This is a genomic window from Kribbella pittospori, assembly GCF_004331465.1.
Classification (GTDB): domain Bacteria; phylum Actinomycetota; class Actinomycetes; order Propionibacteriales; family Kribbellaceae; genus Kribbella; species Kribbella pittospori.
On the sequence record NZ_SJKB01000002.1, the window covers coordinates 132,026 to 150,757 of the forward strand.

General features: G+C 68.7%; 19 protein-coding genes. 6 read left to right on the top strand and 13 right to left on the bottom strand.

Going from position 1 to position 18,732, the window contains the following annotated elements; translation table 11 throughout:
- The first annotated feature begins 62 nt into the window (after positions 1-62).
- The gene (locus E0H73_RS07120) at positions 63-743 is read left to right on the top strand and encodes a TIGR03089 family protein (RefSeq protein ID WP_131352692.1); all 681 of its coding nucleotides are present in this window, start codon (positions 63-65) and stop codon (positions 741-743) included.
- On the top strand, positions 743-1,531 hold the full coding sequence (locus tag E0H73_RS07125) for an SDR family NAD(P)-dependent oxidoreductase (RefSeq protein WP_131352693.1): 789 nt from the start codon (positions 743-745) through the stop codon (positions 1,529-1,531). The genes E0H73_RS07120 and E0H73_RS07125 overlap by 1 nt, the downstream gene beginning before the upstream one ends.
- Here E0H73_RS07125 and E0H73_RS07130 read toward each other — a convergent pair.
- The 4 genes from E0H73_RS07130 to galE form a co-directional block, all read right to left on the bottom strand.
- Positions 1,506-4,727, bottom strand: coding sequence for an AAA family ATPase (locus E0H73_RS07130; protein ID WP_131352694.1), 3,222 nt, complete (start codon positions 4,725-4,727; stop codon positions 1,506-1,508). The genes E0H73_RS07125 and E0H73_RS07130 overlap by 26 nt on opposite strands.
- Positions 4,728-4,773: 46 nt before the next feature.
- Entirely contained in the window at positions 4,774-5,193 is a 420-nt protein-coding gene (locus E0H73_RS07135; protein WP_131352695.1) for a Crp/Fnr family transcriptional regulator, read from the bottom strand.
- A gap of 99 nt (positions 5,194-5,292) precedes the next feature.
- The gene (locus E0H73_RS07140) at positions 5,293-5,622 is read right to left on the bottom strand and encodes a hypothetical protein (protein WP_131352696.1); all 330 of its coding nucleotides are present in this window, start codon (positions 5,620-5,622) and stop codon (positions 5,293-5,295) included.
- Positions 5,623-5,647: 25 nt separating this feature from the next.
- Entirely contained in the window at positions 5,648-6,604 is a 957-nt protein-coding gene (galE, locus tag E0H73_RS07145; RefSeq protein WP_131352697.1) for a UDP-glucose 4-epimerase GalE, read from the bottom strand.
- 66 nt (positions 6,605-6,670) lie between these two features.
- Here galE and E0H73_RS07150 point away from each other — a divergent pair, with 66 nt between their 5' ends.
- Entirely contained in the window at positions 6,671-7,420 is a 750-nt protein-coding gene (locus E0H73_RS07150) for a phosphocholine cytidylyltransferase family protein (protein WP_131352698.1), read from the top strand.
- Here the strand turns inward: E0H73_RS07150 and E0H73_RS07155 are convergent.
- From E0H73_RS07155 to E0H73_RS07165, 3 genes are all read right to left on the bottom strand, one after another.
- Positions 7,410-8,036: a class I SAM-dependent methyltransferase gene (locus E0H73_RS07155; RefSeq protein ID WP_131352699.1), complete on the bottom strand. Its 627-nt coding sequence runs from the start codon at positions 8,034-8,036 to the stop codon at positions 7,410-7,412. The two genes, E0H73_RS07150 and E0H73_RS07155, sit on opposite strands and share 11 nt — an antisense overlap.
- Positions 8,037-8,095: 59 nt before the next feature.
- Positions 8,096-10,192 (bottom strand): spermine/spermidine synthase domain-containing protein, encoded by a 2,097-nt coding sequence (locus tag E0H73_RS07160; protein WP_131352700.1) that lies wholly within the window; start codon positions 10,190-10,192, stop codon positions 8,096-8,098.
- A 62-nt stretch (positions 10,193-10,254) separates the two neighbouring features.
- Entirely contained in the window at positions 10,255-11,118 is an 864-nt protein-coding gene (locus E0H73_RS07165) for a S1 family peptidase (protein ID WP_131352701.1), read from the bottom strand.
- A gap of 282 nt (positions 11,119-11,400) precedes the next feature.
- On the opposite strand from E0H73_RS07165, the gene E0H73_RS07170 reads away from it, so the two are divergent.
- Together E0H73_RS07170 and E0H73_RS07175 are read left to right on the top strand one after the other, a co-directional pair.
- Positions 11,401-12,885, top strand: coding sequence for an LCP family protein (locus E0H73_RS07170; RefSeq protein ID WP_131352702.1), 1,485 nt, complete (start codon positions 11,401-11,403; stop codon positions 12,883-12,885).
- A 6-nt stretch (positions 12,886-12,891) separates the two neighbouring features.
- The gene (locus tag E0H73_RS07175) at positions 12,892-13,902 is read left to right on the top strand and encodes a glycosyltransferase family 2 protein (protein ID WP_131352703.1); all 1,011 of its coding nucleotides are present in this window, start codon (positions 12,892-12,894) and stop codon (positions 13,900-13,902) included.
- Here the strand turns inward: E0H73_RS07175 and E0H73_RS07180 are convergent.
- From E0H73_RS07180 to E0H73_RS07205, 6 genes are all read right to left on the bottom strand, one after another.
- Entirely contained in the window at positions 13,899-14,660 is a 762-nt protein-coding gene (locus tag E0H73_RS07180) for an ABC transporter ATP-binding protein (RefSeq protein WP_202867237.1), read from the bottom strand. The genes E0H73_RS07175 and E0H73_RS07180 overlap by 4 nt on opposite strands.
- Complete coding sequence (locus E0H73_RS07185) at positions 14,653-15,543, bottom strand: ABC transporter permease (protein ID WP_131352705.1); 891 nt, start codon at positions 15,541-15,543, stop codon at positions 14,653-14,655. The genes E0H73_RS07180 and E0H73_RS07185 overlap by 8 nt, the downstream gene beginning before the upstream one ends.
- Before the next feature lie 55 nt (positions 15,544-15,598).
- Positions 15,599-16,309, bottom strand: a complete 711-nt coding sequence (locus tag E0H73_RS07190; protein WP_238163870.1) for a tyrosine-protein phosphatase — start codon at positions 16,307-16,309, stop codon at positions 15,599-15,601.
- Between the two features lie 20 nt (positions 16,310-16,329).
- On the bottom strand, positions 16,330-16,986 hold the full coding sequence (locus tag E0H73_RS07195) for a hypothetical protein (protein WP_131352707.1): 657 nt from the start codon (positions 16,984-16,986) through the stop codon (positions 16,330-16,332).
- Positions 16,987-17,095: 109 nt separating this feature from the next.
- Entirely contained in the window at positions 17,096-17,419 is a 324-nt protein-coding gene (locus tag E0H73_RS07200; protein WP_131352708.1) for an AzlD domain-containing protein, read from the bottom strand.
- Entirely contained in the window at positions 17,416-18,102 is a 687-nt protein-coding gene (locus tag E0H73_RS07205) for an AzlC family ABC transporter permease (protein WP_131352709.1), read from the bottom strand. The genes E0H73_RS07200 and E0H73_RS07205 overlap by 4 nt, the downstream gene beginning before the upstream one ends.
- A 69-nt stretch (positions 18,103-18,171) precedes the next feature.
- Between E0H73_RS07205 and E0H73_RS07210 the strand changes: the two genes are divergently transcribed.
- A complete protein-coding gene (locus tag E0H73_RS07210; protein ID WP_131352710.1) occupies positions 18,172-18,723 on the top strand; it encodes a helix-turn-helix domain-containing protein in 552 nt (183 codons plus the stop codon).
- Positions 18,724-18,732 lie beyond the last annotated feature (9 nt).

Here is an 18,732-nt window from a genome sequence, read left to right on the forward strand (position 1 = left end):
AGCCTTCTTTCCGGGAATCCCCCTCCACGCTACGTCGCCGCCCGAACCGTAGGGTGGGCCATATGTCACGAGTTCTGCCCGAGCTGTTCGCGGCCGCGGTACGCCGGGACGGCGGCGCCCCGTTCCTCACCTACTACGACGACTCGACCGGTGAGCGGATCGAGTTGAGCGCCGTCACCACCGCGAACTGGGTGGCCAAGACCGCCAACCTGCTCGTCGACGAGTACGACCTGGAGTCCGGCGAGACGGTCGCGATCGGCCTGCCGCCGCACTGGCTCGGCGTCGTCTGGGCCTTGTCCACCTGGTCGGTCGGCGCCTCCCTGACCACCGGGACCGGCACCCTCGCGATCACCGGCCCGGACTTCGCGATCCGCGGCGAGCGGGAGACCGTCGCGTCCGCGCTGCTGCCGCTCGGCGGAAGATTCCGCGAGCCGCTGCCGGACGGGGTCCACGACTACGGCGCCGAGGTCTACAACCACCCGGACGTGTTCGTCCCGTTCGACCCGCCGTCGCCCGCGTCACCGGCGTACGACGAAATCACCCACGACGACCTGATCAGTACGGCGGAGCCCGTCGCCGACCGGATCCTGGTCACCCGGGATCTGGCGTCCCGGGACGGGGTGAGACTGCTGGTCGGAGTGATCTCCGGAGGTGGTTCGATCGTCCTCTGTCGCAACCTGGACCCGGCGAAGCTGGACCGGCGCGTGCAGGACGAGAAGGTTGACCGAGTGGTGGAGGACTGATGCTGCGGTTCGAGGGGCGGGTCGCGCTGGTCACGGCAGGCGCGCAAGGGATCGGCGCGGCGGTGGCTCGGCGGATCGCCGACGAAGGCGGCGCCGTGGTGGTGACCGATCTCCAGGAGGAGAAGGTCGGCCAGGTCGCGGAGGAGATCGGCGCGCGGGCGCTGGGCCTGCGGATGGACGTGACGAGTCGCGAGGACGTCGACGCGGCGGTCTCGGCCGCGGCCGAGCGGTTCGGGCGGCTGGACGTGCTCGTGAACAACGCCGGCGGCTGCATCGTCAGCACGGTGCCGGAGGACGCGACCGCGGACGAGTTCCACCGGCAGCTCGACCTCACTCTGGTCGGCGCGTCCCGGTGCATTCAGGCTGCGCTGCCGCACCTGGTGAAGACGCGCGGCAACGTGGTGACGATCAGCTCGGTCAACGGACTGGCGGCGTTCGGCAACATCGAGTACGCCGCGGCCAAGGCCGGCCAGATCGCGATGACGGTGAACTACGCGGCCCGGTACGGCGGCCTCGGCGTCCGGTTCAATGTGGTTGCCCCAGGCACCATTCGGACGCCGAACTGGGACAACCAGCCGGACACGCTGGAGCGGTTCGCGACGATGTACCCGCTCGGCCGGGTCGGCGAGCCCGAGGACATCGCCGCCGCGGTCGCCTTCCTCGGCTCCGACGACGCGTCCTGGATCACCGGTCACACCCTCCCGGTGGAAGGCGGCATCCTCACCGGCCCCGGCCTGTTCGACCTCAGCACGTCGGGACCGTTCACGAAGGAGTACCCATCGCAGTGAACAGCTCCTCGGCCTGCGCCAGGGCCGCTGGATCGCCGGTGGTGCGGTGCAGGCCGCGCAGCGCATGGGCCTGCTCGAGCTGGTTGCCGAAGGCACCCCAATCCGCAGCCGCGCGGGCGAATCCGTTCGCCGCGGCCGCCTGATCGCCCCGCTGTTCGTCCAGCAGCGCCTGCGCCGTGGTCGCGGAGTACTCCCGCATCGGCAGCAGCGGGACAAGCAGGTCAGCCAGCGCAGCACCAGCCTCGGTCTCCCCCACGACCAGCGCTGACCGGACCAGACCTGGGACCCGCGCGGCGAACTCATGGCTGCCGGGCAGCTCCGACAGTGAGCGCAACCGCTGAAGGATCTCGCGGACGCCGTCCCGGTCGCCCTCGCGAGCCCGAGCCGCCGCCGTCGGCGCCGCGGCGATGGTGACGAAGTCGGGCCAGCCCGCCTCGACGGCCAACCGGTACGCATCCTCGGCATGCTCCCGGGCAGTCCCGATGCCGAGCTCGAGCTCCGCGGCCGCCAGCGCAGCCAGCACCTCGATCCGCCGCAGCGTGATGAACGCCGGACCCGGGTGATCGAGCTGGGCCCGGCACAACGTCGCGACCTCCGTCGGGCGACCGGTCTCGATCATCAACTGCAGAACGGTGCAACTGATCTGCTGCTCCAGCTCGAGCAGCCGACGACGAGCCGAGAACTCACGCGCTTCGGCAAGCGTCGCCAACGCGACCACAGGCCCCTCGATCTGCCACACCACGAAGCCGTAGTTCAACCACGTCACGGCCGCGTCCCGGCCCTGCCCGAGCTCGATCAGCGCGGCCAGCGCGTCCTTGATGTCGACCAGTCCGCCGGTGTCTCCCTCGCCGACCCGAGCCAGTCCTCGGGACTCCAGCGCCCGGTGCGGTACGGCGTACCCCTGCTCGGCGGCCATCCGCAGCGATCGATCGGCGGACACGATCGCCTCGGTCCGGCGGCTCGCCACCAGCAGGATGCTCGCCTGGCCTGCCAAGGCACCGGCCAGATCCTCGCTCGGACCGAGCTCCGTCAGCATCGCGACCACCCGTTCGATCGTCGCCAGGCTCTCGGTCATGCTGCTCATCGCGTACGTCGACGCGCGCAAGGTTCTCGCCATCCCCGGGATGTCGCCGGCGGCCTCGAAACCGGCGACTGCCTCGCGATACGCAGTCCGCGCATCATCGAGCCGCCCGGTCAGGAAGGCAGCCCAGCCCCATCGGGCCAGCACCTCGGGCCGATCCGGATCGTCCTGCGGCGTCAGGCTCAGCGCGCGATCCAGGAGCGTCAGCGCCTGGCCGGCATCGAGGTTCATCGCGAGCTCCGCGGCCTTGCACTGGTTACGACGAGCCCGTGGGGTGATCGCGGCGACCGCCTCCGTGTCGCCGGCGGCGGCAGCGAGGTCGAGGGCAGTGGTGAGGTGGTGTGCGATGAGACTCGGAGTCTCGGCCTGGCACGCGGCGCAGCGCAGATCCAGCCAGTCGGCGGCTGCCAGGTGCCGGTCGGCCCGGATCGCCCGCGGCACCTGGCTGTAGGCCACGTCGCGGGTCAGCGCGTGCCAGAAGACGTACTCGTGCTGACCCAGCATCGACGACCGCCGGACCGGGCGCACGAGCTCCTTGCGGACCAGCTCCTGCAAGGCCTGGACGACGTACGCCGGGTCCCGGCCGGATAGTGCGGCGACGGCCTCGGCCCAGAAGACCCGGCCGACCACGGCGGCGTCGGCCAGCAAGGCCTTGCGCTCGGGATCGAGTGTGTCCAGGCGGGCAGCGATGATGGCCGCGATCCCAGCGGGGAGCTCACCGGACGTGGCCTGGTCGACGCCGCACTCGGTCACGATCCGCGCGAGTTCCTCGGCGTACAAGGGGTTGCCGTCGGCCCGTCGTACCAGCCGCCCACGCGTTTCGGTCGGGACCTCCTCGGCACCGAACATCCGGTCCATCAGCCGTCCGGTCTCGGCTTCGCTCAGCGGCGACAGTCCGATGGTGAGCGAGTTCTGCACTGCGCGGGTCCAGCGTGGGCCGCGCTCGAGCAACTCGGGGCGGGCGGTGACGACGACCAGTAGCGGGAGGTCGGTCGTCCACTCAGCCAGGTGGTCGATGAAGGCCAGCAGTGCGTCGGACGCCCAGTGCAGGTCCTCGAACACCAGCACCGCGGGCGACTGCTCTGCGAACGACTCCAGCAGTTGCCGCCAGGCCGCGAACGACTCCTCCTGGGTCCCGGCCCCCGCAGATACGCCGGATACGGCGCCGACCAGCGGTCCGACACGAGCCCGCAACCAGGCGCGATCGCCGTCGTCGGGCAGGATCGCGTCCAGCTTGTCCGCCGCCTCGGCCGGACCGTCGGTGTCGAGGATCCCGGCCTGGACCTTGACGATCTCCGCGATCGGCCAGAACGGCGTCTCGCCGTACGGCACGCACCGGCCCTCGCGCCAGGTGACGAGCTCGTCGTGACGATCCAGCCAGGCGCCGAGCTCGGCGACCAGGCGGGACTTGCCGATACCCGGCTCGCCGAGCAGCGTGACGAACTGCGGCAGGCGCTCGGCCACCGCCTTGTCGAACGCGGTCCGCAGCAGGGTGAGATCCCGCTCGCGGCCGACCATCGGCGTACTGAGGTCACGGATGACGTCCGCGCCGAAGCGGGCCCGCGGTGGCCCGGCCCGCCAGCGGTCGACGTCGTGGCTGATCCCCTTCGCCGCAACGGGTTCCAGCTGTTCGTAGCCGAACACCCGGTCGGTCGCCGCATGCGTGCCCGGGCCGACCACGACGGCGCCGATCGGTGCCGACGACTGCAGCCGGGCCGCCAGGTTGACCACCATGCCGGTGACGAACGGCTCGCCGAGCTCCGGCCGCGCGCTCAACTGGACCAGCGCCTCACCGGTCTCGATGCCGATCCGGACCTCCAGCGGCCCGGACGGCAGCGCCGCGACCGCATCGAGGATCGCGAGCCCGGCCCGGACCGCCCGCTCGGCGTCGTCCTCCCGCGAGCGCGGCGCCCCGAAGACGGCCAGGATGGCGTCACCGGCGAACTTCTCGACCGTCCCGCCGTACTGCTCGACCGTGTCTCGCAAGGTCGAGTGGTACGGCGCGAGCCAGCGCCGGACGTCCTCCGGATCGGCGGACTCCGACGCGGTGGTGAAGCCGACCAGGTCGCAGAACAGCACCGTGACGACCTTGCGCTCCTCGACCGGTGCGATCACGTCCACGTCCTTCGGGCCCTCCCGCCCTTCGTGCGGGCCGCTGGGCTCAGTTCTGGGCCTCGAGCGAGCGGATCCGGGCAGTCAGCGCCTTCAGCAGTGCCTGCGCGACGTCGGAGTTCTCCTTGACCACCGGGGCGAAGGCGAGCGACGACAGTGCGAACGTGGTCAGACCGTCCGGCCCGGCCACCACCGTCGCGGAGCGCGGCAGGCCGTCGACGAGCGAGATCTCGCCGAAGTAGTCGCCCGGTACGAGCGGTGCCCGGTCGGTCCCGTGCACCGTGACCTCGGCCGATCCCGCCAGCACCACCTGCAGGCCGGCGTCGTTCGCGCCCTGCTCGACCGCGTGCTGACCGGCTGGGATCGTCAGCGTCGTACCGCGCGCCATCAGATCGGACAGCGTGTCCTGGGACAGTCCTTGGAAGAGATCGATCTTCGCCAGGAACTGCGGCAGGCTTTCGTGACTCATGGTTCGGGCCCTCCCTCGGCACCCGCGGGGCGGGTGGCACTGTGAACTGCGCCACAGGCTACCGCCGGACAGGATCGCCGACCATGTTTTCGGTCCAGCTCAGAACGAGAACCAGAAGGTCACCCGCAGCGGAAGTCCCGGCTCCGCCAGTCCGAACCACACTCCCCGCGTGAGCAGGCACCTCCCGCGGTGCCCACGGATCGCCTGCAAGACCAGTGCACCGACCACCAAGATGGCCAGTACCCCGAGCAAGCTCGTCCCGAACACGGTCCATCCGCCGACGATCGATCCCACGCCGAGCGCCACCCAGACCAGACCACCGATGAAGGACGCCGGACTCCACAACGCATCCCGGGTCCGCCACGGTTGCCGGGCACCCTGCCCACACGAACACGCCTCGGCGGCATCGGCGGCGGGGTCTCGGGCCATGCGTGCAGTGTGCAGACCCGGCGGGTCAGGACTTACTCGGCCAGGCCTCCCAGGCGGTGGCGAACATCTGGTCGACGGTGTAGGTGTTCTGCCAGCCGAGATCCCGGGTCGCCAGGTCGCCGTTGGCGACGACACGGGACGGGTCGCCGGGGCGGCGCGGGCCTTCTTCGGGGGTGAAGTCGATGCCGGTGACGCGGCGGGCGGCGTCCATGATCTCGCGGACCGAGGTGCCGGTGCCGCTGCCCAAGTTGTAGACGGGCTCTAGAGTCTTGCTCGCATCCAGCGCCCTGGCGGCGGCGACGTGCGCACGAGCCAGGTCGGCCACGTGCACGTAGTCCTTGACCGACGTACCGTCCGGCGTCGCGTGGTCCGTGCCGTAGATCTGCGGGGTCTTGCCCTGCGACAGCAGGTCACACACGATCGGGAACAGGTTGTACGGACTCGCGTCGTACACCGCCGGATCCCCGGATCCGACCACGTTGAAGTAGCGCAGCGACGTGTGATGCAGGTCCACCGCGCGTGCCTGGTCCCGGAGCAGCCACTCGCCGACCAGCTTCGATTCGCCGTACGGGCTCTGCGGGTCCGGCGGGGTCTGCTCGGTCACCACTTCGTCCTTCGGGGTGCCGTAGACCCCGGCGCTGGACGAGAACACGATGTTGTGGATGTCCTTGTCCGCCATCGCTTCCAGCAGCGACACCATCCCGGTCACGTTCTGCGTGTAGGTGTGCAGCGGCCGGTCCACCGATACGCCGGCGTACTTGAACCCGGCCAGGTGGACGACCCCGCTGACCCCCTCCAGGGCCCGGCGGACTGCCGTACCGTCGAGCAGGTTCGCCTGCACGAACGGAACGCCGTCCGGGACGAACTCGGCCTTTCCACTGGACAGGTCGTCGATCACCACCACGTCGATCCCGTCCGCGCGGAACGCACGCACCACATGCGCCCCGATGTACCCAGCACCACCAGTCACGAGCCACGTCATGTCCCTGATCCTGCCACCACGCAGCGACGCATCCCCACCGGACGGGCCGAACCCGTACCATGAGCCATGATCGGACTAGTCCTCGCCGCCGGTGCCGGTCGCCGCCTCCTGCCGCTGACAGACAAGTTGCCCAAGGCACTCGTCCCGATCGTGCCCGGCGTCACCGTGCTGGACCTGACGCTGGCCAACTACGCGGCCGTCGGCATCACCGAGATCGCGATCGTGGTCGGGTACGCCGCCGGCACTGTCGAGGCGCGGGTGAAGGACTTCGAGACGCAGTACGGCGTCCGCCTCGAACTCGTCCACAACGACAAGGGCGAGACCTGGAACAACGCCTACTCACTGTGGTGCGCCCGCGATCACCTGCAGTACGGCGTCCTGCTGGCGAACGGCGACACCGTCCACCCGGCCTCGGTCCAGCAGGCCCTCCTCGACGCCCGCGGAGACGACCGCCGGATCATCCTTGCCCTGGACACCGAGAAACCCTTGGCCGACGAGGAAATGAAGGTCATCTGCTCCGACACCACCGGCGTCGAACGCATCACCAAGCAGCTGGACCCGGCGACCGCCACCGGCGAGTACATCGGCCTCACGCTGATCGAGCCCACGGCCGCCGCGGACCTCACCACCGCCCTCGAGCAGACCTGGCGTCGCGATCCTCATCTGTACTACGAGGACGCGTACCAACTCCTGATCGACCAAGGGTTCCGCATCGACACGGTCTCCATCGGTCAGACCGACTGGGTCGAGATCGACAACCACGCCGACCTCGCCCGAGCCCGCGAGATCGTCCAGCGCCGGCGGACTACCCGGTGACGGTCGCCAGCCAGAAGTAGGTCAGGTCGGTCCACGTGACGTCAGCCGGTGCCACGTCGGCCGTGAACTGCTCCGCGGGCGGGAAGTTCTTCAGGACGTCGTACGTACGACCATCCGTCAGCTGTCGGGTCTGATACGTGTCGCCGTCGGCAGTCGTCCGGCTGATCGGGTAGTTGCTGCCGGCGACATATTTGTTGTCGACCAGCACCACTCGTTCCGCCCGCTGCACAAGCGACTGCGCGAACCGAGCCGCGTCCTGGCGCAGCACATGCGACCAGAAGAAGCCGGCGAACACCACGTCGTACTCGCCGGCGATCTCGTCCAGCCGGAACGCATCGGCAACTTGGAAGCTGACAGCCTCGCAGACGTACGACCGGGACCGTGCGATCGCCAGCGTCTCGTCGTTCAGGTCCGTCGCCACGATCGACTGCGCCGATTCGGCCAGCACCTGGGTCCAATAGCCGGTGCCGGCCGCGATCTCGAGGACCCGTTTCCCGGCGACCAGCGGCGGCAGCAGTTCCTTCAGAGTTGCCAGGTCCTGCTGCCGCTCGGGCTTGTCATAGACCGCGTCGTACTCCGCGGCGCGGTCCCGGTAGTAGTCCGCAAGTTCGCTCATCGCCTTGACCTCCGTCGGTTCGAGGAGGTCCGGACGACCCAGACATCAGAACCTAGCAGCTAACTGCGCACCACCGCAGGGGTTTTCGGGCGGAGCAGGAAGGCACCGAGGTAGAGCAGAGCGGCGATGATCAGCAGGCCGTCGAAGCCGATGATCAGCGCGGCGTACTCGAGACAGCCGCCGAGCATCGCGCCCAGCAGGTTGGCACCGAACGACGCCGTGCCGTCCGCGGTGTCGGTGAAGCGCTTGGCGAAGATCACGTTCGCGGCGAAGATCGGCAGGAACGCGATCACCACGGCGACCAGTGCACGCAAGCCCACCGGCATCGACAGCAGCCACTCGTCCGGGAACACCCACGACAACAACAGTCCACCGAACAGGACGACGTACATCACCTTCAACGGTGGTGTCTTGAACCGTCTGGTGACTTCGACCGCGGCCAGTACGGCGACCAGTACGCCGGCGAACACGATCGCGTTGACCACCCACGTCGTACCGAACAGCAACGCGAAGCCCGTGATGCTCTTGGTCTCCAGCAACATGAACCCGGCGCCGAGCAGGAACAGGTCGGTGTACGGACGCATCCGCCGGTACGACGATCCGCCGCCGGCGATCCCGACTCCGATCAGACCCGCGACCAGGACCAGGCCGAGCGTGATCAGGTACAGCGACGGGATCCGGTCGGTGAACAGGTAGAGGAACGGCCGGTTGTCGGTCGCGGGCGGCGGCGTGATCGCGCTCGGTCCGCCCCACTCACCGTTGCAGGTCTGGTCGGCCTCGGTCAGCCCGACCGTCACCACCGCCTGCTGCAGGTCGTCGCCGACCTTGTCCACACAGGGCTTGTGCCCGAAGGCCGACTGCGCGGTCGACGCGAGCCGGTCGATCAGCCAGGTCTCGCGGTAGTAGTTGTACATGGCGAACGCGCCACCCGGATTCAGGTGATCACGCGCGGACTCGAACGCCTGCTGGGTGAACAGGTAGCTCTCCAGCCGCAGCGAACTCGCGCCGTTCACCAGCGTCAGCGAGTCCGGCAGTGCCAGCAGGATCAGGTCGTACTTCTTGTCGGTCCGGGACAGGTACGCCCGCCCGTCGTCGATGTGCGACGTCACCCGCGGGTCCTGGTACGGCCGGTCCGGGTGCAGCGCCTTGCCGAGGTCGCGGATCCGCGGGTCGATCTCGACCGCGTCCACGTGCGTCGCGCCCTTCTTCAGCGCGATCGCGACGTCCGAGCCGGATCCGGCACCGATGATCAGCACGTTCTTCGGCGTCTTGCCGACGTTCGCCCGCTCGTACGGCAGCCCGTACTGCGGCTCCCACTGCAACCGTGCGTCGGCCGGGATCGCCTGCTGGTGCGGCACACCGTTCACCGTGATCGTCAGCAACGGCACGTTCTGCCAGGTGAACGCCTTCGTCTGCACCTTGTAGTACGGCGACCAACTGTTCTCCGGCCGCGTGGACTCGTGGAACAGCACGCCGACCATCACGAGCAACGGCGCCAGCACCAGCGCCCCACTCAGCCCGGCAGCGACGAGGCTGCGGCCGGTGGGAGCGGCGGACCGTGGCCGCGGGATCATCAGCGCGGCGAACATCACCGTGACGATCGCGCCCCACCAGATCGGCGGCGCACCGAGGAACGACAGCCCGGTGAACGCCGCGATCCCGACCAGACTGCCGATCAGGTCATAGCGGTACGCCGTCAGTCGCGGCAACTCGGCGAAGCAGCGGCCGACGAGCTCGGCCGGACCGGCGAGCACGACCGCGGCGGCGATGAAGATGATCGGCAGGATCACCCAGACCGGCGGTCCGGTGGTGTTCAGGCTGGTGAAGTAGATGACACTGGACGACGTACCACGGTCGACCGTGACCGGCTTCCACGCGATCACCAGGACCAGCAGGCCGAGCATCACCGGTGAGTAGTACGGCAGCCGCTTGGCCCGGCCGGACCGGAGGATGCCGATCCCGATGCCGAGGAACGAGCCGAGCAGCACGAAGTTCGAGAAGTAGCTCAGATGCACCACGTTCGAGCCGGTCCAGCGGATCAGCGCGAGCTCGGTGAAGAGCATCAGCGCGCTGGACGCGACCAGCCGGGTCCGGACCCCGAACGGGCTCGGCCATTTCGTCGTACTGACGTGGTCGGTGGAGGAGTCGACTGCCATGCGGGGCGACGTTACCTGATCGCAAGTGGTCTACGTCACCCCGCACGCTCAGCCCGCGGCTGTCAGTGCCGGCGGGACGGCTTCGGGAGCTCGCAGCCGGCCTTGTTCAGGTCGATGGTGCGGCCGGCGGTCAGACAGGTGTAGAGCCACCAGGTCTGCTGGCCGTACGCCGCGCCCTGGTCGACGGTGACGTTGCCGTCGGCGTCGACCTCGCACGGGTTGTTCACCGTGCACTGCTCGCCGTCCTCGTTGCCGGTGTTGTTGACCCCGATCACCTCACCGGTCGACGTGCTCACCACCGGCGATCCCGACGTACCGCCGATCGTCTCGCAGCCCGGCTGCTGGTACTTGATCGAGTTCTGCCAGGACCAGTCGCCCTCGCGCAGTTGCGGGATGGTGGCCTGCACCGAGCAGGTGTAGATGCGCTTCCAGTAGCCGGAGACGACGGCCATGCCGGCGCCGTTGGCCGGGCCCTGCTTGGCCAACGTCAGCGGCGTGACGTTCAGGCGGCTCTGGATCGACGCGTAGGTCTCGTTCACCTCGTACACGATCATGTCGGTCTTGGTCATCGTGCCGAACAGGATCCGGCTGGCCCGGACCGTGCCGGCCCGGCTGGAGTCCGGCCGCAGCAGCGTGATCGAGCGGGTCGACGCACGGTTCACCAGCACCTGGCCCGGGTTCAGGAACCCTCCTTCGTAGCAGTGGCCGTTGGTCAGTACGAGCGCCTTGTCGGTGCCCACCGATTCGGCGTACCGGACGAGGGATGCCGAACAGTTGCTGAGCGCGGCGATCCCGGTGAAGTCCGCACCGGGGGCCTGGACGGAGGCCCGCTGGGGCGCGGCCTCGAAGGCTTGGGCCGAACTGGTGCCGAGCAGTGCGATCGTGCCGGCCGCGGCAGCGGCCAGGAACGTACGGAACAGTTTCATGGGGGCGGTTTCCTGTCCTCACTGGATGGGTCTGGAGCTTTCGTAACCGATCCGCCCACCGACAACCATCACAACCGTGTGAAACCGGGTGATCACCGGGTGTCTGCACGGGTTTTCCTGCGCTGTGTGAAGGGACTGCTACTCTTCGTCTCCGGATCCGCCTCGGCTCGAACCATCACCGCGTCCGGCACGTCGTACCCAGTGGTGGTGGGGACGACAAGGTACGGTCGACTGAAATATCGGCCCGCCGTGCCGCGTGAGCTCAGAGAACGGAAGGACGTCATGCCGCAGGAGAAACCTGACCTGCGCAGTCTCAGCGAGCCGGTGCGGTTCAAGCGGGCGCTGACCCTGGTCTTGATGACCCTGGTCCTGCCCGGGTCGGCGCAGATTGTGGCAGGCAGTAAGCGGGCCGGGCGGTACGCCTGGCGGATCGTCGCCGGACTGATCGCGATCGTCATCTTCCTGATCCTGCTCGGCCTGGTCTGGCGTTCCGGCACGATCAACCTGCTGGCCCGTCCGGGCACCCTGCGGATCGTCCAGGTGCTGCTGATCGTGCTGGCGATCGGCTGGGCCGCACTGTTCATCGACGCCTACCGGCTCGGCCAGCCGCTCACCCTCGAGCGCAACCACCGTCTGACCACCAGCATCCTGGACGGGGTGATGGTGCTGGTGGTGGCCGGCGCACTGATCTACGCGAGCACGATCGTCAACACCCAGCGTGATCTCGTCGCCAGCATCTTCGGCAACGGCCAGAAGTCGAAGGCCGAGCACGGCCGCTACAACGTGCTGCTGCTCGGCGGCGACTCCGGCGCGGACCGGATCGGCACCCGGCCGGACAGCATCACGCTGGCGAGCGTCGACGCCGACACCGGCCGGACCGTCCTGATCGGCCTGCCGCGGAACCTGGCGAAGGTCCCGTTCCCGGCCGGTACGGCGATGGCCAAGCAGTTCCCGGACGGCTTCCAGTGGAAGAACTGTGGCGCCGAGTGCCTGATCAACGCCGTCTACACCTACGCCTCCAACCACAAGGACCTGTTCCCCGGCGACCCGAATCCCGGCGTGACCGCGACCCGGCAGGCGGTCCAGGCGGTCACCGGGCTGAAGGTTAACTACTTCGTGCTGATCGACCTGGCCGGGTTCCGCGACCTGCTCGACGCGGTCGGCGGCATCACCCTCGACATCGGCAAGCGGGTCCCGATCGGCGGCGGCAGTTCGCCGATCAAGGGCTACATCGAGGCGGGCAAGGACCGGCATCTGGACGGCTACCACGCGCTCTGGTTCGCCCGGTCGCGGGCCGAGTCGTCGGACTACGAGCGGATGGCCCGGCAGAAGTGCGTGATGTCCGCGATGCTGAACCAACTGTCGCCGCAGACGGTGCTGACCAAGTTCCAGGGCATCGCCAAGGCCAGCAAACAAGTGGTCCAGACCGACATTCCGGCCGGCGAACTGGGGACCTTCACCGACCTCGCGCTGGACGCGAAGAAGCTCCCGGTGTCAAGCTTCTCCGCGGTCCCGCCGCTGATCCACACCGGTGACCCGGACTTCGAGCTGATCCGGACCAAGGTCGCCGAAGCCATCGGGAAGTCGGAAGCGCTGGACAAGGCGGGCTCGGGAGGAGACGGTAAGAAGCCGAGCACTCCGAGTAGTTCCACCAGCAAGCCCACCACCGGCACGACCAAGAAGCCGAGTAAGACGAGCAGTCCGTCGAACTCACCGACCAAACCCGCCACCGGCGTCGACGACGTCGCTTCGATCTGTAAGGCCTGACCTGATATGCCGCTGTCCCACTGGCCGCCCGTGTCCGTCGTGATGCCCGTGCTGAACGAGGAACGTCACCTCGAAGAAGCGGTCGGCCGCGTCCTCGAGCAGGACTACCCCGGCGAGCTGGAAGTCGTGCTCGCCATCGGTCCGAGCAAGGACCGGACCCAGGAGATCGCGGACAAGCTGGCCGACCGCGACCCGCGGATCAGCATCGTGCCGAACCCGACCGGCAAGACGCCCGCCGGGCTGAACGTCGGCATCGCGAACGCGCGGCACGACATCCTGGTCCGGGTCGACGGCCACGGCGCCCTCACCGACGGCTACATCACCCGCGCGGTCGAGGTGCTGGACGAGAGCGGTGCGGACAACGTCGGCGGCGTGATGGCCGCCGAGGGCCGCACGCCCACCGAGATGGCGGTCGCCTGTGCGTACCGGTCCCGGCTGGGGCTGGGCGCGTCGACGTTCCACCAGGGCGGCAAGGCCGGGCCGGCCGACACCGTCTACCTGGGCGTGTTCCGGCGGGCCGCGCTGGAGCGGGTCGGCGGGTTCGACGAGACCATGCACCGGGCCCAGGACTGGGAGCTGAACTACCGGATCCGCAAGACCGGCGGCCTGATCTGGTTCACCCCGGACCTGTCCGTCACGTACCGTCCGCGCTCGTCGCTGTCGGCGGTGGCCAAGCAGTTCTTCCACACCGGCCAGTGGCGGCGCGAGGTGATCCGCCGGCACCCCGAGACCGCCAACAAGCGATACCTGGCGCCCCCGATCGCGGTGATCCTGCTGGCCCTCGGCACGATCCTCGGCATCATCGGCCTCGCCACCGGCAGCAGCTGGCTCGACCTGGGCTTCCTGGCCCCGCTCGGCTACGCGATCCTGCTGCTGGCCGGCTCGGCCGTCGAGGGCCGCTACCTGCCCTGGAAGGCGCTGCTCTGGATGCCGCTGGTCTGCGCGACCATGCACGTCTCCTGGGGCCTCGGCTTCCTCGTCGGCCTCCGCGAGCAGCCGAAGGCCGTCTCCGCCTAACCCCGGGCGAACTTGGTGTAGGCGGCGACCACCTCTTCGGCGGTCCCGTCCAGGCGCAGTACGCCGCCGTCCAGCCAGAGAGCCCGGTTGCAGGTGTCGAGGACGACGTCGAGGCTGTGGCTGACCAGGAACACCGTGCCGGCCTGGTCGCGCAGATCGCGGATCTTGCGCTCCGACCGGACCCGGAACTCGGCGTCCCCGGTGGCCAGGGCCTCGTCGACGAGCAGGATGTCGTGCATCTTCGCCGACGCGATCGCGAACTTCAGCCGGGCCGCCATCCCGGACGAGTACGTCGACATCGGCAGGTCGATGAACTCCCCGATCCCGGAGAACTCGACGATGTCGTCGTACCGCTGCTGGATCTCGGCCGCCGACATGCCCATCGCGAGGCAGCCGAGGACGACGTTCCGGTCGCCGGTCAGGTCGTTCATCATCGCCGCGTTCACGCCGAGTAGCGACGGCTGCCCACCGGTGTAGACGACGCCGGACGCGGGCGGCAGCAGCCCGGCGATCGCCCGCAACAGCGTCGACTTGCCGGAGCCGTTGCGGCCGATGACGCCGATCGCGTCGCCCTTGTAGGCAATGAAGCTGACGTCCTTGACCGCATGCACCTCGCGGATCGTCGGCCGGTCCTGCCGCTTCAGGATCCGCCGGAATGCGGTGGCCGCCGTACCCTTGCCGCCCTGCCCGGCGATCACCTTGTAGATGATGTCGAGGTGGTCCGCGACGACGGTCGGTTCGGCCTCTGAATCAGCCACGGCCATAACGGTCCTCCGCGCGCCAGAAGTGGACCAGACCGCCGGCCAGCATCACGAACGACCAGACGATCGCGATCTTCCACGCGTTCGGCAATTGGTTCGCCTGGTGCTCCGCGAGCAGCGATCTCCGGACGATGTCGATGTACGCCGAGATCGGGTTGAGCGCGAGCACCTTGATCACCCAGCTCGGTGCGTCCAAAGCGGCCAGCTTGGCCGGCAGCGAGAAGAAGATCCCGGACGCGTACAGCCAGGTGCGGGTGATGAACGGCAGCAACTGACTGATGTCGGACACGAACGTGCCGGCGCGGGCGCAGACGAGGGTGATCCCGATGTTGAACATGGTCTGCAGCAGCATGGCCGGTGCGACGAGCACCCAGCGCCAGGTGACTCCGTCGGTGAAGCCGACGATGACGAACAGCAGACCGAGCGAGACCAGCATCTGGTTCAGCTCGTTCAGCACGTAGGCGAGCGGCAGGGTCGCACGCGGGAAGTGCAGGGTGCGGATCAGCGACAGGTTCAGCGCCAGCGAGCGGGAGCCGTCGGTCATGCAGCGCTGGGTGAACGTGAAGACGAAGATCCCGGTGAGCAGGAACGCCACGTAGTTGTCGATCCCGTTCTTGGTGCCGAGCAGGACACCGAAGGCGAGGTAGTAGACCGCCGCGTTGAGCAGCGGTGTCAGTACCTGCCAGAACGACCCGAGGCGGGCCCCGGCGTACATGGCGTAGGTGCGGGCTCGGGCATAGCTGAGGACGAACTGGCGACGGCTCCACAACTCCCGCAGGTAGGAGTTGAGCGGCGGGCGGATCGAGCTCTTGGAGAGTCCGTAGCGTTCGGCCAGTGCCGCCGGGTCGGTCGCCCCGGTCGGCTCTGCGGCGGTCGGCATGAGCGACAATGTACTGCGTTGCGCGACTCGGCCATCACTGCGGTCGGCTCGGACGTCAGCCGATCAGCCGTCGGCGCAGGCGATCGAGATCGTCGTCGGTGAGACCACCGTGCCGCAGGTATGCCTCGGGGCCGCCGTACTTTTCGTCGAGATGACGCAGGATCGCGACCATCGACTCGGCCCTGGTGTCGCGAAACTCGATCAGCTCCGGATGCAATGAGGTGTCCGGTTCGGCCGCCAGTTGCTCGGCCAGCAGACCGGCCATCCGCTCCTGGGTGAGGAAGTAATCAGCCACGATCTCGTCCTCGGGTACGCCGGCGATGCTCAGGGCCAGCGCGACCACCATGCCGGTCCGGTCCTTGCCGCCGTGGCAGTGCACGACGACTGCACCGTCGGGCTCGTCCGCGATCGCCTTCACGGCGGCCGCGAACAGTTCCGGCCGCCGATCCAGCATCCACGTGCACGCCGCCACGATCGTCGGCTGCCCGTGGTCAGGGTCGGCCGGATCCTGCAGCGACTGCGCGACCAGCAGCGGGTCCCCCACGAACGGACTCGGCGCGGCCGCCGCCTCTGCCTCACCCCGCAGGTCCAGGATCCGGCTGACCCCAGAACGCCGTACCGCGTCGACTCCTTGAGCAGTCAGGTAGTGCAGGCTGTCCGACCGAATCAGCACCCCGTCACGAACGGTGCCACCATTCGCCGTCGGCAACCCACCCACATCCCGTGCATTCCGGCACCCCGGCCAGTCAAGATCCATGCACCCCATCCAAACAGGAACCTTGCGCGTCAGCGGTCCTGGGGGCGGTCCGGGTTGGGGCCGGGGTTGTACGGGGGTGGGGGCGGGAAGGTGTTGGTCCGGGGGCCGGGCGGGTAATTGCCGGGGGCACCTGGTGGTTGCTGGGGCGGGTAGGTGTTCGGCGAGCGGTTGCGGCGGCGGTTGCGGACGGCGCTGATGGTGAGCAGGACGCCGCCGAGGATGAAGAAGATCAGGAAGGAGCCGATCGCGCCGAAGATCGACAGCACGAACGCCACGACCGACGACTTCGGTCCGGCGGCGTACGTTGCTCCGGTCGTGTCGTCGGTGCACGAGATGCTGTAGTCCCCCGCCGGGACGGTGTCCACCGACCGCGCGACGACGTACCAGGTCTCGTCGTTGATCGTGATCTGCTCGGAGCCGGTCGGCGCCTTCAGCGGTACGTCGCCACCGGACGCATCCTTCGCCTCGCACGGCGGATTGAGCACCGGGACGGACGAGTAGATCGTCAGCCCTTCTTCTGTCAGGTGGACCACGCCGCCCTCGATCGACTGCGGCGTCTCCGGCACCGTCTGGACGATCCGCCAGACGAAGAACAAGGTCAGCAGGGCACCGATCGCGAAGCACGCGATCGCGATCCAGGTCAGCGTCTTCTTCGGCGCAGCCGGCTGCCCGGGATAAGTGCTCATCCACGTCCTCGCTTCGCTCCGGGCGCGGATGAGACACAACAGGCGCTGCGCTCGATGATGAACTCACTACGTTCGTTCATGGCAGCACGGTAGTCCTTGGAACGGTCCGCTATGGTACGCCGAGCAGCCTCAGACCGGCCGCGGTCGCGGCAGCCGCCACCACGACCAGCACGAATGGCGCCTTCCGCCACGCGAGCACACCACCGACCAGTACGCCGGCCGGTCGCGCGACCCCAGCCGGCCCGTGGCCGTCAGTCAAGGCAGAGGTCGCAACCAAGGCGGTCAGCAGCACGATCGCCGCCGCGGCAAGGACCTGCTGCGCCCGCTCAGGCAGTTCGAACCGGCTCCGCATCACCGGCCCGGCGAATCGCAGCGAAAAGGTGCCCACGGCAAGAATCAGGATGCCGACCAGCACCAGCGGCGTGTTGGTCATCGCGACACCTCCAGCGCAGGCTTGCCCGCGCGGTAGAAGAGCATGCCTGCCAGTGCAAGCAACACAGGCAGACCGGCGGGCAAGAACGGAGTGGCAGCCAACGCGAACACCACCCCGATCAAGGCCGCCGTACGCGTCGCACGATCGCGCAATGCAGGCAGAACAAGGGCCAGCAGCACCGCCGGGAACGCGGCATCCAGCCCGAACACGTCCGTGTCCGTGATGACCGATCCGGCCGCACCGCCCACGACCACGCCGATGTTCCAGCACACGAAGATGCCGATCCCACCAGCCCAGTACGCCGCCCGCCTCTGCCGCAGGTCGTCCTGGCCCATGGCGAACGCGACGTTCTCGTCCGTCATCAGGTGGCTGCCCGGCAGACGCCGCCAGCCGCTACCGATCACGTCACTGACCGCGAGGCCGAACGCGACGTGCCGGGTGTTCACCAGCAGGCCCGCGATCATCGCCGCGATCGGACTGCCGCCGGCCGCCACGATCCCGACGAACAGGAACTGCGACGCGCCCGCGAAGACCACCAGCGACAGCAGCACCGGCACCCACAACGACAGCCCGCCGCCGACGCTGATCGCGCCGTACGAGAGACCGACCACGCCGTCGGCCAGGCAGACCAGCCCGATGTCTCGGGCCAGCCCACGGTCGAGTGTTCGCCAGATCGAACGCATGAGCATTATGATGAACAACACGCCCAGCGTTCGTCAAGCCGAACAACCAGACCGATGGAGCGAACACGGATGGACACCAAGGCACCGCTCGACGTGATCGCGGCCTCGCTGCGCCGGTATCGCGCGCGAGCCGGACTGTCGTTGACCGAGGTCGCCAAGCGGGCCGGGGTCGCGAAGTCCACGCTGTCCCAGCTGGAGTCGGGGTCCGGCAACCCCAGCGTGGAGACGTTGTGGGCGCTCGCGGTCGCGCTGGACACGCCGTTCGCCACGCTGCTCGATCCGCCGCGGCCGAAGGTGCAGGTGGTCCGCGCGGGTGAGGGACCGGTCATCTACTCCGACCAGGCCGAGTACAGCGCGACCCTGGTCGCGTCCTGCCCGCCGAACGCCCGCCGCGACATCTTCCGCATCGTCGCCTCCCCCGGCCCGGGCCGGAAGTCCGAGCCGCATATGCCCGGTGTCGTCGAGCATGTCGTCCTCAGCTCGGGCCGAGCCCTGGTCGGGCCGGCCGACGACCCGATCGAACTCACGCCCGGCGACTACCTCGCCTACCCCGGCGATCTCCCGCACATCTTCCAGGCGCTCGAGGAATCCACTGCCGTCCTCGTCTCCGAACACGTCTGACGCTTGCCC

What these genes read in the sequence shown, in the direction of transcription:
- E0H73_RS07195 (WP_131352707.1), bottom strand. Translation starts at nt 16,986, where the DNA reads ATGAGCACTTATCCCGGGCAGCCGGCTGCGCCGAAGAAGACGCTGACC.
- E0H73_RS07155 (WP_131352699.1), bottom strand. Translation starts at nt 8,036, where the DNA reads ATGAGCGAACTTGCGGACTACTACCGGGACCGCGCCGCGGAGTACGAC.
- E0H73_RS07170 (WP_131352702.1), top strand. Translation starts at nt 11,401, where the DNA reads ATGCCGCAGGAGAAACCTGACCTGCGCAGTCTCAGCGAGCCGGTGCGG.
- E0H73_RS07125 (WP_131352693.1), top strand. Translation starts at nt 743, where the DNA reads ATGCTGCGGTTCGAGGGGCGGGTCGCGCTGGTCACGGCAGGCGCGCAA.
- E0H73_RS07135 (WP_131352695.1), bottom strand. Translation starts at nt 5,193, where the DNA reads ATGAGTCACGAAAGCCTGCCGCAGTTCCTGGCGAAGATCGATCTCTTC.
- E0H73_RS07150 (WP_131352698.1), top strand. Translation starts at nt 6,671, where the DNA reads ATGATCGGACTAGTCCTCGCCGCCGGTGCCGGTCGCCGCCTCCTGCCG.
- E0H73_RS07160 (WP_131352700.1), bottom strand. Translation starts at nt 10,192, where the DNA reads ATGGCAGTCGACTCCTCCACCGACCACGTCAGTACGACGAAATGGCCG.
- E0H73_RS07205 (WP_131352709.1), bottom strand. Translation starts at nt 18,102, where the DNA reads ATGCGTTCGATCTGGCGAACACTCGACCGTGGGCTGGCCCGAGACATC.
- E0H73_RS07120 (WP_131352692.1), top strand. Translation starts at nt 63, where the DNA reads ATGTCACGAGTTCTGCCCGAGCTGTTCGCGGCCGCGGTACGCCGGGAC.
- E0H73_RS07175 (WP_131352703.1), top strand. Translation starts at nt 12,892, where the DNA reads ATGCCGCTGTCCCACTGGCCGCCCGTGTCCGTCGTGATGCCCGTGCTG.
- E0H73_RS07165 (WP_131352701.1), bottom strand. Translation starts at nt 11,118, where the DNA reads ATGAAACTGTTCCGTACGTTCCTGGCCGCTGCCGCGGCCGGCACGATC.
- E0H73_RS07200 (WP_131352708.1), bottom strand. Translation starts at nt 17,419, where the DNA reads ATGACCAACACGCCGCTGGTGCTGGTCGGCATCCTGATTCTTGCCGTG.
- E0H73_RS07210 (WP_131352710.1), top strand. Translation starts at nt 18,172, where the DNA reads ATGGACACCAAGGCACCGCTCGACGTGATCGCGGCCTCGCTGCGCCGG.
- E0H73_RS07140 (WP_131352696.1), bottom strand. Translation starts at nt 5,622, where the DNA reads ATGGCCCGAGACCCCGCCGCCGATGCCGCCGAGGCGTGTTCGTGTGGG.
- E0H73_RS07185 (WP_131352705.1), bottom strand. Translation starts at nt 15,543, where the DNA reads ATGCCGACCGCCGCAGAGCCGACCGGGGCGACCGACCCGGCGGCACTG.
- galE (WP_131352697.1), bottom strand. Translation starts at nt 6,604, where the DNA reads ATGACGTGGCTCGTGACTGGTGGTGCTGGGTACATCGGGGCGCATGTG.
- E0H73_RS07190 (WP_238163870.1), bottom strand. Translation starts at nt 16,309, where the DNA reads ATGGGGTGCATGGATCTTGACTGGCCGGGGTGCCGGAATGCACGGGAT.